Here is a 15,260-nt window from a genome sequence, read left to right on the forward strand (position 1 = left end):
CTGGATCAAGCGGCTTTCGTGAGGGCATCGCCGCGCAGGGCTGCGATATTTTCCGCGTAAGTCCCCGCACCTTTGAAGACGGCGGACCCTGCCACCAGCGATGTTGCCCCGGCTGCAATGCAATCGCGAGCGGTTGTCGGGTTCACGCCGCCATCGACCTGTAACAAAATGTCATGGCCACCAGCGGCTTTGAACGCATCAATTTTGGCGCGGACCGCGCGGATTTTATCGAGTTGTGAGGGAATGAAAGACTGCCCCCCAAAGCCGGGATTCACACTCATAATCATGACTTGGTCGCAGAGGTCGATAACAGGGTCGAGTTGTTCCACAGGCGCACCGGGATTGAGAACAATGCCCGATTTCACACCCGCCGCGCGGATGGATTGTAATGTGCGGTGCAAATGCGGCCCCGCATCGGGATGAACCGTGATGTAATCCGCGCCTGCCGCAATAAAGAGCGGGACGAGAATTTCAGTTGGCGAAATCATTAAATGCACGTCGAATGGTTTTTCCGAATGCGGGCGCAGCGCTTTTACCACATCCGGTCCAATGGTCAGGTTCGGCACATAATGCCCGTCCATGACATCAATATGGATCATATCCGCACCCGCCGCGTCTATATCACGGACGGCCTGTCCCAATGCTGCGAAGTCAGCGGAGAGAATGCTTGGTGAAATGAGGACTTTATCTGACATGATAATAACTTACCGCGTGTGGAGAGGACTCGCAAGCGAACGTGGAAATGAGACTCAGGTATAAAAAAACCCGCCCTCCCGAAAGGGAAGACGGGTCTCTATTAAATGGGGTCAAATTACTTACGGATAGGCAGGTAATCGCCGGATGTGTAAGTTCCGCCAGTATAGCCATAGCTACCCGTGGACTGTGTTGACGCATCGCCCTGATAGAGCTCTACCGTTGCGCCGGTAAACCCGGATGCACCTTGCATACATGTTCCATCGGATTGTGCTGTCGTGCCCGCAGGACAGCTGACAGAAGCGCTATTATAAGTACCCGGCAGGGTCACAGTCGCTGGCATCGTTGTCATTTCCATCGTCATGGAGCCTGAAGACCCCTGCAAACATGTTCCATCTGACTGGGCTGTTGTGCCTGCAGGACAGCTGACAGGCGTGGAATCATATGTCGTGGAAGACGAATATGAAGATGTAGAACTTGGCGCGGAGTAGCTTCCTGTATAGCTGGAAGACCCTTGCAGGCATGTGCCATCAGACTGAGCCGTTGTGCCCGCCGGACAATTTACAGGTGCGGCCTGTGCGTAGCTTGGCGCTGAATAAGTCGGCGCAGGCTGCGAATAAACGGGCGCTGGTTGCGTATAAACAGGTGCAGGTTGCGTATAAACAACGGCCGCTTGCGGGGCACATGTTCCCATTTGCTGGCAATCCACATAGACAGGTGCCGGATTATAAGTCGGGGCCGCCGTGACGGGCGCACCGTAGCGGGAATTGGCCTTTGGCGTCATTGGCGCAGGCGCAACGCAGGCTTGGCCGCAGTTTTTGCCACTCTCATAATCATAGACATTGCCATAGCGGCTTTGTGCGTTGGCAGTCAGTGTCAGTCCGGCTACACCTACGGATGCAATCAGGCTGGCGCGTAAAAATTTCGTTGTGCTCATGTCAGAGCCTCCCATTTTGAAACAGCTTCGGGCGGTATCTTGCAAAGCTTGGACCACATTGAGGTTAACGTTCAATTACCGCATTAACCATACATGCCCTCAACCCGCTTTGCGTAATGCCGCGATGAAGAAACCGTCCATCCCGCCCGCTTTGGACAGATCACACGGCAATGTCCGCACGACACCGCCTTCGAAACGTTCAGGCGGTAGGTCCAGACCCGGCAGGTCTGAAAGGGGAATAAGGCTAAAATCGGGCGACATTTCCAAAAACTTAACGATACGGGGCAGGCCCTCATCCGGTTGCAGTGAACAGACGGCATAGACCAGCACGCCGCCGGGCGCTGTCAGGCTTGCGGCTTTGGGCAGGAGTTTATCCTGCAACCGCACAAGATCAGCGACGGATTTGGGCGAGCGGTTATGCAGGACATCGGGATGACGGCGGAACGTACCCGTTGCGGAACAAGGTGCATCCAGCAGGACCGCGTCAAAGGGTTCAGACTCGAACTCAAGCGCGTCCTGATTTATAACCGTGGCGGAGAGTTTGGTCCGCGCGAGGTTTTCTTCCAATCGCACCAAGCGTCCGCTGGATTTATCGACCGCGGTAACATCCGCGCCCGCACTGGCGAGTTGGAGGGTCTTGCCCCCCGGCGCAGCACAGAGGTCGAGAACGCGTTTGTCCTTTATAATATCAAACTGATCCATCAGGATCTGCGCAGGCTGCGCGGCGGAGACATCCTGCGCCCACCACGTCCCGTCCTCAAACCCCGGCAGGGCCGTCACATCACCGATGGAGTCGAGGCGGAGTGTTTGACGCCCTAGCGGTTTTCCGCCCGTCGCCTCGGCCAAATCTTCGCGATTTGACGCAACTGTCAAATCCAACACAGGGTCTTTAATCAATTGCACCGCGATCTTTGTCGCGGGCATTTTGCCGTAGGTCCGCTCCCATTCACCGCGGATCCAGCCGGGAATATTGGCGCGAGGCGGAGAGGAGGCGGCACTTTGCCTGCCCTGCTCCACGACGCGGCGAAGGACAGCATTGGCGAAATTGGCGAAGCCGCGTGTCGCTTTGCCGGATTTCAAAACTTCGACCGTTTCTCCGACAGCCGCATGAGGCGGGACATCCATAAAGACGATTTGCGCAACAGCCGTTTGCAACACGGCGGTCACGGGCGCGGTGGGCGGTTTGCGCACGAGCGGTTTCAGCACGGCTTTGATCTGACCCGAGCGCCGGAACACGGTCGCTGCAATCGCGCGGGCAAAAGCGCGGTCCCGCGCCTCAAGCCCCGCATAATCATCTGTGGCCGCCAGTGCGAGTTCTAAGGCCCGCCCATTCGCGGTCACATCCATGACGGCCAGCGCGGCACACCGGCGGGCTTTCACGGAATCGGTCATCCTGGCGGCGATTTGTTCCGCGCGGGGACGGCGGGAGATATGCTCTTTATCGGTCATGCGAGGCGCTTAGGCGCAAGCGGCTCACCCGTAAAGAGCGGGCACGTTATGGTAAACAGTTGGCAAAGACGGGATTCACGGAATCTTATCTGCGTGCGTGTATCACACTGGTTCATCGAGCGGCAATTTGCGCGTTTGACGGGACGGGACAGACAGGGGTATTTGGTACGCTATGAGCGAGCCAGAAAACGATATCCCCGAAACCCCGAAAAAGGTTTTGAGCCCCGCGGCAAAGCGGGCTCTGGCTGAAGCGGCGGAACGGCGCAAAGCGCGCGAGGAAGCTGAGTCCCGTGAACCCGAAAAAGGCGGCCCGAAAGGTGTCGAACCCACACGCTATGGCGATTGGGAACGCGGCGGAATTGCCTACGACTTCTAGGCAGACTTCCCTCCTTCGGCACCGGTAGATATTTTTGACCGGCGTCGGGATCTCCCGCGTCATTGACCAGTGGGAGTGGGCACATGCCGACCAAAATGATTTCAACGGCCCTAACGGGCGTTATGGGCGCAGCCCTTTTAGCAACACCGGCCTTTGCGGGTGGTAATTGCGGCGCGGGCGGTTGTGCCGTTCCGGTTCAAGTTATAGACGGATATGCACCGCAATTCGGACCTATGACGGTTCGCAATCAAAACCCGATGGGTCATTTACGGTCTGTTGATTTTCAACGCGCACCAAATGTTTCAATTACACGCGTGCATGGCATGATGCCGACGGCTGCGCTGTCCGACGCCCCGTCAGGATTTACAAATGGATGCCACCCGACCAGCACGACATATTGTCGTCAGGATACAGGGGTTCCTGTGCAAGTCGAGATGAACCGCCCGGCTCCGGCCCCCGTGCCCCTCGCGCTTTACAGCCCGCCCGCGCCTGTCCAAGTCGTGGAAGAACCCCGCGTTGTCGCCATTGGCGGCGGATATGATCCGTCCAAATTCGCGCCCCGCACATACGGTGACGCGACTTTCGTTCCTGGTATTGCGCATGTTCCGACATCTATTGTCGACCGTGACCCCGTTCGCGCGCAGCAAGTGCTCGACAGCGGTCGCACAGTGTCGCAACCCGTTCTGGGCCGCGATACATTTGGCGGCACCGTTCCAAACCCGGGCATGATGCGTCAGCAAGGTTATAATGTGACCCTGCCGGGAACTTATAGCGGACAAGTCCAACGTACAGTGACCCTGCCCGGTACATATCATGGACAAACCCGCCGGATGATGCCAGCGCCGCAGATGAGAGCGCCTGGCCTCATGAATACACAAGGCCTCGTCCTTGGCGCACCGCGTCCCGGCCCCAGCTTTGGTCAGCCCGGCGCACCCGTGTTGCAACAAAACGGTCCGATGGCTGGGAGCTATGGCTCAACGGTGGGCGCAGATGGCACCTATTGGGAAAAAGTCTCTGGCCCGACAGCCTTTGGCGACACAATTGCGACATCCGTGATCTGTAAGCGTCAATTGCCGACGCAAACCGTGCGGCCTGTCGTGAACGTGCCCTATCCCGTGCCCGTACAGGTCGCCCCGCAACCCGGCTGCGCCCCCGTCCCCCACGGTCTGGGACAGTATGAAGGCGGGCATCAAGCCGCTGGACGCTATGGTCATTCAGAACAGGGCCGTTGGGTCCACTAGTTCGGACGTAAGAAAAGATTTGAAAGCCCTGCCAATTTGGTGGGGCTTTTTTGATTCCACCGGAAGAACTCCCGTTTCACGCGAATCCGCTCGACTCTGGCATGCCCTTTGCTTTGATATGTTCTGAATAGGATAAATATCAAAGAGGTGGGTCATATGGTTTCCCGATTAATCAAGAGCATCACAGTTGCGGGCGCAGCCATCGCGCTGGCCGGTACAGCCTTTGCGGGCGGGAACGGGCATCACTCGACCCTGAAACCGCTATCGACCTGGTCCGGTACAACAGGGGCCAGCTACTCACTGAACGGAACGTCTTCGCGCTACAGCCCGTCAACGGCCTACACGACCTCGATGTCGACGGTTGAGGCGGATAGTACATATGGTACGGGCTCCATTAGCGAAAGTTACACAACCACGGAAACTTACGGCTTTTCAGGCGCAACAAATTCCGTAGCGGGTCTCGGTTATAACGAGTCCCTGCAAGCGACCTCCTGTCCCGTGAATGTCTACGGCACGTCCTCCGGCTCCACAGTTCTCGGCTGTTACAATGTCGTGAAACCTGTTCCGCAGACGACATATTACCGTGTCGTCCGTCCGGTCATCTATGTCCGTTATCCCGTCGCCGTCCCAACCTGTCGCACACAGTGTTGCGAGCCGATTATTCGCGGCGGATCATCCCGTTATGGCGGATATGGTCCCCAAGGCGGATATAGCGGTTATGGTCATGGCCACGCCTATCATCACGGCGGATCCGTCTGTCGCTAGGCAGGCATAGATAGATTTCAAAGCCCGCTTTCTTCAAAGCGGGTTTTTTATTGGCCGGAATTAATGGCCACGCATCTCTTCGCAGATATTCAACGCGGCGGCGCGGGGATCATCGGCCTGCGTAATGGGGCGACCGACGACGAGATGGCTGGCCCCTGAGGTCAGCGCGGAGGACGGCGTTGCGATCCGTTTCTGATCGCCTTTCTCCGCGCCTGCGGGTCGGACACCCGGGGTCACGACGAGGAAGCTCTCAGGCACGTTGGCGCGAATGGCAGCGGCTTCCAGTGGCGATGACACGACGCCGTCTATGCCGGCGTCCAGCGCTTGTTGCACGCGCCGCATGACGAGCTTTTCCGCGTTATCATTATAACCGATATCTTCCAGCGCCTGTTGGTCGAGCGAGGTCAGCACCGTCACGCCGAGAATTTTCAGCGTAGACTGCCCTTTTCCTGTTACGGCAGACCGCATCACATCCGGCCGCGCATGCACAGTCAGAAGATCCGCGCCCAGACCCGCAATAGACCGTGTGGCCTTTTCCACCGTCGCGCCAATATCGTGCAATTTGAAGTCATAGAAGACATTCTTCCCCATCGCCTTCAACCGTTGCCCGAATTCCACCCCGCCAATGGGGAGGAGTTGGAGGCCGATCTTATAGCTCTCAACCGCATCGCCGAGCGTGTCGACCATGGCTTCCGCCTCGCCCACACTGGGCAGATCGAGGGCGACAAATAATCTGGGATCGGATGTCATTAGTCTTGGTTCCTATAACTGCTCGCACCGGAATTCATAATTTTGCGGCCCAGCCACGGCATCCAACGATTAAGGCGGGCGAGCATGCGGTTGACGCGTCCAGAAATAAAGACGGCTTTATTCTCCTCCAACGCATCGGCGGCCAATTTTGCGCAGACATCCGCATCCATGACCATGAAACCGGGCAGGCTGTTAATCCCCTCGCGCGTGCCGTTCACATCGTGAAATTCCGTCAGCACGAAACCCGGACAGAGGGCGGAGACATTCACGCCCGTGCCTTGCATTTCAGCATTCAAGCTTTCCGAGAATTTAATGAGATAGGCTTTCACCGCCGCATAAAGCGTATGCCCTTTCGACCCCGGCATATGGCCTGCGAGACTGGCAACCTGCATGATACGGCCAAAGCCGCGCTCGACCATCGCGGGCAGAAGCGCGCGGGTGAGTTCCGCCGGGACGACGGTCATCAGGTGATCGAACCGACGGTGGTCGTCCCAATCGGAGGACAGGTAAGTGCCGGGATGACCATAGCCCGCATTATTGATGACGCCGTCGATTTGTTGCCCGTCCAGCGCGGCCATCATATCCGGCACGGCGGTTTCCGAAAACAGGTCGGCGGCGATGACGGTACAGGCCGTGCCGTGTGCCGCTTTCAGTTCCTCGGCCAGAGCCAACAAGCGGTCTTCCCGTCTTGCGGTCAGGACGAGAGCCCAGCCGCGCGACGCATATTCGCGGGCAAGGGCCGCGCCCAGACCCGCAGAGGCACCTGTAATCAGCATCGTATATTTCGTCGTCATGGGTCTTCCCTAAACAAATTCTCATTTGACCTAGCCGAGTGAGAAGCGTTCTAAAAGCCTATGAAGAAATCTATTTTATGTCTGCCCGCGGCGTTTTTAATAACAGCCTGTTCAACGGGGCCCGATCCTGCCGATTATGCCGGTTTAGACTGCGACTCTATGAGAGCTTTGGTTAGCGGTCAGAATTCTGCGGCCTCCGCGCGCGGGATTGAACTTTACAATGATCGCGGTGTGGAAGAGACGCGCCAAGAATCCGGTTCTCCTTGGGCGGGACGCTCGAAAACAAATGACGATCAGAATTTACGCGACGAGCGGCAGGCCATTCGCGAAGCCTATCGCCGCAAGGGTTGCACCCGATAGCGGGCCGCTAATCGCTTGATGGGCGACGGTTCAGACTCTATGCCCGCGATATGACTGGTCTCATTATAGTTCTCATTCTTCTTGCCTCGCTGATTGTCGGGGGCGTTCTAATTTATAACGGCCTCGTCCAGAAACGGCAGATGACTGAAAATGGTTGGTCGGATATTGATGTCCAGTTGAAGCGTCGTGCAGACCTGATCCCGCGATTGGTTGAAACTGTGAAAGGTTACGCGTCGCATGAGCGAGAGTTATTCCGCGAAGTCACGGAAGCTCGAACAAATGCGCAGGCCGCAGGACCGGATGTCACGGCCCGTGGCGCGGCGGAAAGCCGCCTCTCCGCCCCGACCGCGAAATTGATCGCGTTGAAGGAGGATTATCCCGACCTCAAAACCAATGAAAATTTCCTGTCGCTACAAAAAGACCTCTCCGATACGGAAGACAAAATTGAAATGGCTCGGCGATTTTACAACGGCGCGGTGCGCGAATATAATATCAAGGTCAAAAGCGTGCCGTCCAATTTGGTCGCGGGACCGTTCGGGTTTCACGAGCGTGACTTTTTCGAGATAGAAACAGCGGATCGCGCCGTGCCAGATGTGGATTTTCAGGGTTGAATCAGATGATGAAAACAGGGGTGCTTTCGGGATTTATTCTGTTCCTCATAATCTGGTTTTGCGCGTCATTTGCCAGCGCACAGAATCTTCAGGGCGAACGTATCGAACGCATGGATGTGACGGTAACTGTCCTGCAGGATGGCAGTCTGCGCATTCGCGAAGAAATTGATTATCTCAAACCAAGGGGCGTCACGAAGCGCGGGATTTTCCGTGAGCTGCCCCGTTACGTCAAAGACGGCGCGATTAAGGTTGAGAAACCTTACCGGCTTCTCCTCGCGACCCGTAATGGTCAGACGGAGAGTGTCCGCACGACCGTATCCGGCAATATCGTGCAATGGCGATTGGGGCAATCGACGGTCTATTTAGATGAAGGCATACAACGTTATGTTCTCGAATATACCTCTGATGACTGGATTGTCCGGTATGATGATCTGGATGAAATCCGCTGGAACGTGATGGGGGAATATTGGCAGTTTCCGGTCAAAAATCTGACAGGTCGGATTGTCTTGCCGCTTGGTGCATCCCCGGCACAAACGGCTGGCTATACGGGTCGCTATGGTAGTCGGGAGAGCGACATTACGATCAACGCCCTCGGAAATATTGTCGAATTTGCGTCCCTGCGTCCCATTATGCCGGGCGAAGCCGCCACCCTGGCTGTCGGAGTGGAGAAGGGCGTGTTTGATCCGCTATCGCCCGAAGAAGAAAAAGCCCGGTGGTGGCGGAAAAATGGAGGCCTCCTCGGCATTGGCGGATTAATTCCCGCTATCCTCGCCTTCTTCCTGTTTCATTGGTCCCGCGTGGGACGTGATCCCGTTAAGCCGCCCGTCTTCGCTCGATACGAAGCGCCCCAGGGCTATTCCGCTTCGGCGGCGCACCGGATTGAACGCGGCACGGTCATTGGCGATGACGCGCTGATTTCGACACTCCTGAGCCTCGCCATTAAAAGGCGCATTCTCATTGATGTGCAGAAGAAGAAAACGGTTCTCGTCCACCTGCCCCCGCGCGATCATGAGGGCGAGTTAAACCGTGAGGAAGCCGTCCTCTATGCACATCTTTTCAAAAACCGTCATGATGATATTGTCCTGAAAAAGAATAAGCCCAATACGCGGTTTCATAAGGCCAATCGCAGCCTCGTTTCGCATCTGAACACGACCTATGGCCCGGACTATCATAAGATCAATTTCGCGCCGACATTTATCGGGATGGTCCTGACCGGTCTTGGGCTCTTTGCCGTGTTCAAGGCCTTCCAAACGCCCAGTTCCGCCCTCTTCTGGTTAGGCGTCGCCGCCCTCATCATGTGTAATATCGTTTTCATGTTCCTGATGCCCGCCCCTACGGAAAAAGGCGCACGAGTAAAATCAGAAATTGAGGGCTTTAAACTCTATCTGGAAACGGCGGAGAAGCTGCGCCTCAATGCAGCCGAAGTCGGAACGGATCAAGTCCCGCCCATGAGTGTTGAACGCTATGAGAGCTACCTTCCCTATGCCGTGGCACTCGGCGTCGAGAAACCTTGGACGAAACATTTCGAAAAGACGCTGCCCATTGTCGCGCAGGATTATCAGCCAAATTATTATCGCGGGTCCAGCCGCACCTTCCTGAAAGGCGGCGTTGGGAACCTGTCCAAAGATATGACGAAAGCCCTCTCGGCCGGCGTCGCCTCCGCGCGGCCTGTCCAGACGAGCAGCAGTGGCGGCTCTTCGAGTAGCTTTTCCGGTGGTGGGGGGTTCTCCGGCGGTGGCGGCGGCGGCGGTGGAGGCGGTAGTTGGTAGAGCTTAGCCCGCTTCAACCTGGCGCAGGGTCCGACGTGATTTTCCGGTCTGCAGGAACGCCAAGGCCCGGCAAATTTCATCAAGCATGACAGGCTTGGTCAGGAAAATATCCGCTCCTGCCGCCATACAGGCTGCATTCGTTGTCGCGGCATTATCCGCCGTCAGGGCAATGATTGGAATATCTGCAAAGGGCGCACGGGAGTCCCGAATTAATCGTGTCGCCTCAACACCGTCCAGACGGTTCATGTGAATATCCATGATCACAATATCCAATGGCCCGGCATTAAGGGCCTCTAAAGCGTCTTCGCCGTCCGGTGCGTCGAAACAGATACAGCCCTGCGGCTCCAACATATCACGCAGAATGCGGCGATTATTCTCCAGATCATCGACAATGAGAACCCGCAAACCGTCAAGATTATTCTCCGGCATTTGCGGCGGCGCATGAAGCGGCGCCATGTCGCGACCCGCCACAGGCTGCATGAGGTCAAGGATAGCCGGTGGCAGCGGCGCAGGCATCTCATGCTCTAAAAGCGCCTCAACATGTTCAATATCGTCCACTGCGTCAGTTTCAACATGCACGGATACCGGTGCCGCCAGAGGGACCGTGAGTGTGAATTCGGAGCCGCGTCCGACGCGACTGACAACGGTTAATTCACCCTCCATCAGAACCGTCAGAGCTTTTGCAATGGCGAGGCTTAAGCCCGTGCCCATATGACTGCGGCGGAGGGATGTATCCGCCTGCATGAAGGGCGTGAAGAGACGCGATTGGACGAGCTCGCTCATCCCGACGCCTGTATCCGCAATATTGACGGTCACACCTGTCACGACATCATCGGATGATTTTTGCGTTGTGACATGCATATGAACACGCCCGCGTTCTGTGAAGCTCACCGCATTTGAGAGCACCGTGCGAACACATTGTTGCAACCGTTGACCATCCACAAAATGCTCACCCAAATCCGGATCAATATAATGCGTAAAAGCGAGGCCTTTCTCTTCCGCTTTGGCTTGCAACGGTTCCACGACCTCTTCCAATAATGTGGGTAGGTGCGAGTCTTCCGGTAAGATATTCATCTGGCCCGCATCAATGCGCGCCATATCCGTCATGGATTCGACAACATCCAACAATTCATGACCGCTTTTCAAAATTACGCCCGTTTTCTGTCTCACATCAGGATCGGTATGGGTTTGGCTGAGCAGGTCGGAAAACCCGATGACCCCGTTAAGCGGCGTCCTGAGTTCATGACTGATCATACCCAGGAAATCGGTCTTTAATTTATCCGCAGAAGCCGCCTCTTTGCGTTTAATCGCGAGTTCCTTCATGGTGCGTTCCCGGAATCTTAGGAAGGCCACTAATCCGATAAGCGCTAACCCCGCGAGCCCCAATAAGGCCATCAATGTGCGATTCAATTTCCGCTGTTTTACAATCGTAAGTTCAAGCAAAGCCGCCTCCCGTGCGGCGGCCGCAGCGCGTTCTTCCTGCCGCGCACGCGAGTTTTCGAGCGAGGCTAATATAGAGGATGTATCGCTGGAAGCGTCTGCTAGGAAATTCTGGCTAAGCAGCTGCAGACGACGATTAGACAAGGTTATAGCTAATTTCTCATCACCAGACTTAAGAGCCATTAAGAAAGCCAATTGAAGCACTGAGTTTGATGAACGCTCGTTTAGAATTATATCCGGCGAAATATTAAGTTGATGCATGCTGATAATGGCTTCGGCTTTTTTCAATTCTCCCAAACCGGCCAAAGCCGTCGCCTCTGTCACTTTTGCTTGTAGTTTCAGCTGGGGAAGAGCGGCTTTTTCATAAGCCAAAACGGCATAATCTAATGCCGTTTCATAATCTCCAATCTCATTTTTCGTTTGGGCAACACGGAGCTCTGTCAAACCCGGAGCTTCAGAGTCATAATATTTTTCAAGATTTAAAAGCGCGTCTGCCAAATATTGTTGGGCCGTCGTATCCCTCCACACAAGATGAGAATATAAAAGGTTGTTTAAAATATCGATAGAAGCCTGCGGGTCGAAATTGTTTTCTGTTAGCTCCAGATATTCCAGCGTTGTCGAAATGGCTAAATCTCTGTTGGCTTTCAAATTATGCAGATGCGCGATGACATTTGTCACCTCAATTCTTGCAAAGCTGGATAGTTCTGTTTCCTCAGTAGGGATTAGCGATAAAGACTCTTGTGCTTTTTGAAGCGCAGTATGGTTTTGAGACTTTTTCAGGTTTGCATTCGTAAAAATCGATATTTGATATGCTGAGAACCTTTGGAACCAATCGCCACTCTCCTGAAAAGGTCTAAGCACATTCTCTATTTCAGACGCACTCAACTCATTGGCTAATGCATCGGCATATTCGCTATATAGCCTAGCGATACTATCAGTATCGACCTCATCATAGGAACTGCCGACCTGTGAAAAGCCGTGGACTGCCAACTTTATTTTTTGAGAGTCTTCCGTTGTTACGGATGCCATCACTTCGCTGATGGCTTTCAAAAATGGATCATCAGGGTTAAAACCTTTTGAAAAATTGGAGTTGTCACGAAGAAGGTTCGGTCGACTCGTTTCTCCAGCTCGGGCATTTATGATTTCAACAATTTCAATGAGCCTTGGATCGAGATCCTTAGTTGTGTCAGCAGTTGCAACGGAAGACACCAAAAACGTGAAAACAGTAACAACTATTATCTTAAGTAATGATTTTGAAAATATCATTTATCAGCTCCGAAGAGTGGCATACCGATAAATTCTTAAAAATATGATACAAAAAAACCCGCCTTGAGGCGGGTTCAAATCAATTATCTATTTTGACTTAAAGCCAGATAACGATGGGGTTTCCACCGACAACAACTTCGAGTTCTTCTAAAGATAGTTCACGCATATCTTGAATTCCTGTGTTTTAGTTAAAAGAAAACACAAAAGCCCCACCCTTCTGCGATACGGGCCCCACCTCCGTACTTCCTACTAAACGCGATTTCCGTGCCAGATTGCAAGGAAAAACGTTCTAAGTCAGCACAAATTATGGTTAACGTACACTTTACCTACGGCTTCAAATGCGAAAAGTTCCAAAATTTCTAAAAAAGGTTGTGTTTATTTATATAAAATTACCCATAAACCGTATTTCAGGCTCTTTAAGCGGATTATTCCACGCGAATGACCCTATCGCTGGCTTCTAAGAATGCGGGGCGGTGTGCCACTATGACACGCGTTATGGGGAGGTCGCGGATAATTTTAACAATGGCACCTTCGGTTTCGACATCCAGATTAGCCGTGCCCTCGTCCAAGAACAGGACTTTTGGATTTTGATAGAGTGCGCGGGCGAGGAGGACACGCTGTCTCTGCCCGCCTGACAGGACTGATCCCATTTCCCCTATCACGACCTGATAATTGCCGGGCAGTCGCGCGATAGTGTCATGGATCTGTGCCGCCTGCGCTGCGCGGTAGACGCGCTGCATATCAATTTCAGGGTCGAAGAAGCTGATATTATCGGCCAGAGTGCCGGAGAGGAGGCGGTCATCCTGCATGACGACGCCGATATGGGCTCGCCAATCCGCACGGTTGAGCGCGGCAAGGTCATGACCATCAATTTTTACACGGCCCTTCACGGGTTCATACAGACCCAACATCAGCTTCATCAATGTGGTTTTCCCACCACCGGATAATCCCGTCAGGGTCACCATCTCACCCGCCGCAATATCAAGTGACATATCGCTGACGACCCATGGGTCCGTTTCGGAATAGCGGAAGGACACATCCTCCAGCGCGATATTACCCTGCAAATCTTTTAATTCCGTCTCACCCGTATGCGCTTCATCCGGCTCCTCGAAAATAATATCAGAAAGCCGGTCGAGGTGAAGCGAGAGCAAATTAAATTCGATCCCCTTTTCCAAGAGCTGCACGACGGCATCCGTAAAATATTGACGATAGGCGAGAAACGCGACGAGCATACCAAGGGTAAAGACTGACCCTTCACCCATCATAATCTCGGCGGCGGCCCAGACAACCACGACAATCTGCAAGCCCGTCAGCAGCGTCTCGAAAAATTTCCGCGCCACCACCCACTGGCCGTAATTCACATTGGCATTGATGAAATCGGTATAAAGATTCCGCCAGGCCGCTTCGCGTTCCGCCTCGCGCCCGAAAAGCTTGACCGTTGTGTTGGCGCGGACACTTTCTATGACGTGTGAGTTTTCCAAGGCCTTAGCGTAAATACTCTCTTCCTGCGTGCGACGCAGATGCGGATAAATGAGGAGTGTTGCGAGGACGAGGAGGGCAACACTCACCAAAACAATAGCGCCCAAAAGCGGCGAATAAGCAAAGAGCACGATTAGCATGAGGACCGCCATCGCGCCGTCTAAGATCACAGCGACGACGGATTGGGTCAGGGCCTCTTGAATCGGGACGGTCGAGCCCATCCGGCTGATAATGTCGCCAATATGGCGCCGCTCGAAATAGCGCGTCGGCAGGCGAATGAGATGGCGGAAGACATTGCCCACCATTTGCAGGGACATCTGGTTCCCATAGACAACAATTGCCCAACCGCGCACGGCTTCCGCGACGGCGCGCAGGATCATAAGCCCGCCAAAGCCAATGGCCAGCGCGAGGAGCAACCCACGATCCCCCTCTGGCAGGACGGCATCCACGACGAGCTGCAAATAAAACGGCGCGAGCAGGACAACGGCTTGTAATATAACGGACAGGACGAGCGTCTGCCCCACCGCCCGCTTCAACCCGACGAGCCGCGACCAGAGCAGCGAGATCCGCGGTTTCATCCGCGCCTGTACGGCCGTGAAATTAGATTGCGGCGTAAACTCCACCGCGATGCCCGTGAAATGTTTTGAGACCTTATCCAGCGACATTCGCCGCAGGCCAATGCCCGGATCGACGATTTCGACGCGGTCGCCCTTGACCGATTTCAACACAACGTAATGGTTGAGATCCCAGTGCAAAATCGCGGGCGTCTGGAGCTTTTGCAAATGATCCAGCTCGACCTTGAGCGGCCGTGCGGAGAGCTGCAGTCCGTCCGCAATCTGTATCACGGATTTCAACGACGCCCCGGTCATGGAGACGAGGTGCCGACGCCGCAGCACATTCAAATCTATATTATGCCCGTGATAGCGCGCAATCATGGCGAGACAGGCCAGACCGCATTCCGTCGTCTCAGTCTGTAAAATAACGGGCAGTTTCGCCATTATGATTTCGCGCCCAAGAGCCAATCCAATAACCGCACAGACCCTGCGGCCGTCTCCACATCCAACAGGAACAGCGCCGCGACGACCTTGACAACGACAATGGCGAGCAAGATCGTAACCAACCACGTCGAGGGCGGCGCCTTTAACCGCACCTCCCCGAACAGAGCACGGGTCCGGTGCGCAAGCGCTTCTTTACGGTAGAGATCTGACATAGACCCGAGGTAGCAGGGCAACGCGGAGCGTCAACCCGTTTTGCAAGGCAAGAGGCTCCGGGATTTAATCTCAACCAAAATGCTTTTCTCCGGGAGGCTCATGACGCGCCTATGAATTCC

14 protein-coding genes are annotated in these 15,260 nt (G+C 54.6%); 6 read left to right on the forward strand and 8 right to left on the reverse strand.

The features are described from left to right. Positions 1-5 precede the first annotated feature (5 nt). From rpe to ACP9M6_RS02535, 3 genes are all read right to left on the reverse strand, one after another. Positions 6-695, reverse strand: a complete 690-nt coding sequence (gene rpe / locus ACP9M6_RS02525) for a ribulose-phosphate 3-epimerase (protein WP_427453149.1) — start codon at positions 693-695, stop codon at positions 6-8. 116 nt (positions 696-811) lie between these two features. Further along, positions 812-1,630, reverse strand: a complete 819-nt coding sequence (locus ACP9M6_RS02530) for a hypothetical protein (RefSeq protein WP_427453151.1) — start codon at positions 1,628-1,630, stop codon at positions 812-814. A gap of 99 nt (positions 1,631-1,729) precedes the next feature. Continuing rightward, positions 1,730-3,079 (reverse strand): RsmB/NOP family class I SAM-dependent RNA methyltransferase, encoded by a 1,350-nt coding sequence (locus tag ACP9M6_RS02535; RefSeq protein ID WP_427453153.1) that lies wholly within the window; start codon positions 3,077-3,079, stop codon positions 1,730-1,732. A gap of 172 nt (positions 3,080-3,251) precedes the next feature. Here ACP9M6_RS02535 and ACP9M6_RS02540 point away from each other — a divergent pair, with 172 nt between their 5' ends. The 3 genes from ACP9M6_RS02540 to ACP9M6_RS02550 all read left to right on the forward strand — a co-directional run bounded on the left by ACP9M6_RS02540 (position 3,252) and on the right by ACP9M6_RS02550 (position 5,461). Further along, positions 3,252-3,455, forward strand: a complete 204-nt coding sequence (locus tag ACP9M6_RS02540; RefSeq protein WP_427453155.1) for a DUF1674 domain-containing protein — start codon at positions 3,252-3,254, stop codon at positions 3,453-3,455. 83 nt (positions 3,456-3,538) lie between these two features. Continuing rightward, positions 3,539-4,696, forward strand: a complete 1,158-nt coding sequence (locus ACP9M6_RS02545) for a hypothetical protein (RefSeq protein ID WP_427453157.1) — start codon at positions 3,539-3,541, stop codon at positions 4,694-4,696. 156 nt (positions 4,697-4,852) lie between these two features. Further along, a complete protein-coding gene (locus ACP9M6_RS02550) occupies positions 4,853-5,461 on the forward strand; it encodes a hypothetical protein (RefSeq protein ID WP_427453158.1) in 609 nt (202 codons plus the stop codon). 60 nt (positions 5,462-5,521) lie between these two features. On the opposite strand, the gene pyrF is transcribed toward ACP9M6_RS02550, so the two are convergent. Both pyrF and ACP9M6_RS02560 read right to left on the reverse strand, forming a co-directional pair. Continuing rightward, positions 5,522-6,211: an orotidine-5'-phosphate decarboxylase gene (pyrF, locus tag ACP9M6_RS02555; RefSeq protein WP_427453159.1), complete on the reverse strand. Its 690-nt coding sequence runs from the start codon at positions 6,209-6,211 to the stop codon at positions 5,522-5,524. After that, positions 6,211-7,005: an SDR family NAD(P)-dependent oxidoreductase gene (locus ACP9M6_RS02560; RefSeq protein ID WP_427453161.1), complete on the reverse strand. Its 795-nt coding sequence runs from the start codon at positions 7,003-7,005 to the stop codon at positions 6,211-6,213. The genes pyrF and ACP9M6_RS02560 overlap by 1 nt, the downstream gene beginning before the upstream one ends. 159 nt (positions 7,006-7,164) lie before the next feature. Between ACP9M6_RS02560 and ACP9M6_RS02565 the strand changes: the two genes are divergently transcribed. The 3 genes from ACP9M6_RS02565 to ACP9M6_RS02575 are packed head-to-tail and all read left to right on the forward strand — an operon-like array spanning position 7,165 to position 9,745. After that, positions 7,165-7,365: a hypothetical protein gene (locus tag ACP9M6_RS02565; RefSeq protein ID WP_427453163.1), complete on the forward strand. Its 201-nt coding sequence runs from the start codon at positions 7,165-7,167 to the stop codon at positions 7,363-7,365. A gap of 50 nt (positions 7,366-7,415) precedes the next feature. Beyond that, the gene (locus tag ACP9M6_RS02570) at positions 7,416-7,976 is read left to right on the forward strand and encodes a LemA family protein (RefSeq protein ID WP_427453165.1); all 561 of its coding nucleotides are present in this window, start codon (positions 7,416-7,418) and stop codon (positions 7,974-7,976) included. Positions 7,977-7,981: 5 nt separating this feature from the next. Then, the gene (locus tag ACP9M6_RS02575; RefSeq protein WP_427453166.1) at positions 7,982-9,745 is read left to right on the forward strand and encodes a DUF2207 domain-containing protein; all 1,764 of its coding nucleotides are present in this window, start codon (positions 7,982-7,984) and stop codon (positions 9,743-9,745) included. Positions 9,746-9,748: 3 nt separating this feature from the next. On the opposite strand, the gene ACP9M6_RS02580 is transcribed toward ACP9M6_RS02575, so the two are convergent. The 3 genes from ACP9M6_RS02580 to ACP9M6_RS02590 all read right to left on the reverse strand — a co-directional run bounded on the left by ACP9M6_RS02580 (position 9,749) and on the right by ACP9M6_RS02590 (position 15,140). Further along, complete coding sequence (locus tag ACP9M6_RS02580; protein WP_427453168.1) at positions 9,749-11,863, reverse strand: response regulator; 2,115 nt, start codon at positions 11,861-11,863, stop codon at positions 9,749-9,751. Positions 11,864-12,876: 1,013 nt separating this feature from the next. Further along, a complete protein-coding gene (locus tag ACP9M6_RS02585) occupies positions 12,877-14,928 on the reverse strand; it encodes a peptidase domain-containing ABC transporter (protein ID WP_427453169.1) in 2,052 nt (683 codons plus the stop codon). Continuing rightward, on the reverse strand, positions 14,928-15,140 hold the full coding sequence (locus ACP9M6_RS02590; protein ID WP_427453171.1) for a hypothetical protein: 213 nt from the start codon (positions 15,138-15,140) through the stop codon (positions 14,928-14,930). Before ACP9M6_RS02590 ends, ACP9M6_RS02585 begins: the two co-directional genes overlap by 1 nt. Positions 15,141-15,260 lie beyond the last annotated feature (120 nt).

It is taken from the genome of Litorimonas sp. WD9-15 (assembly GCF_050271975.1).
GTDB lineage: Bacteria > Pseudomonadota > Alphaproteobacteria > Caulobacterales > Maricaulaceae > Litorimonas.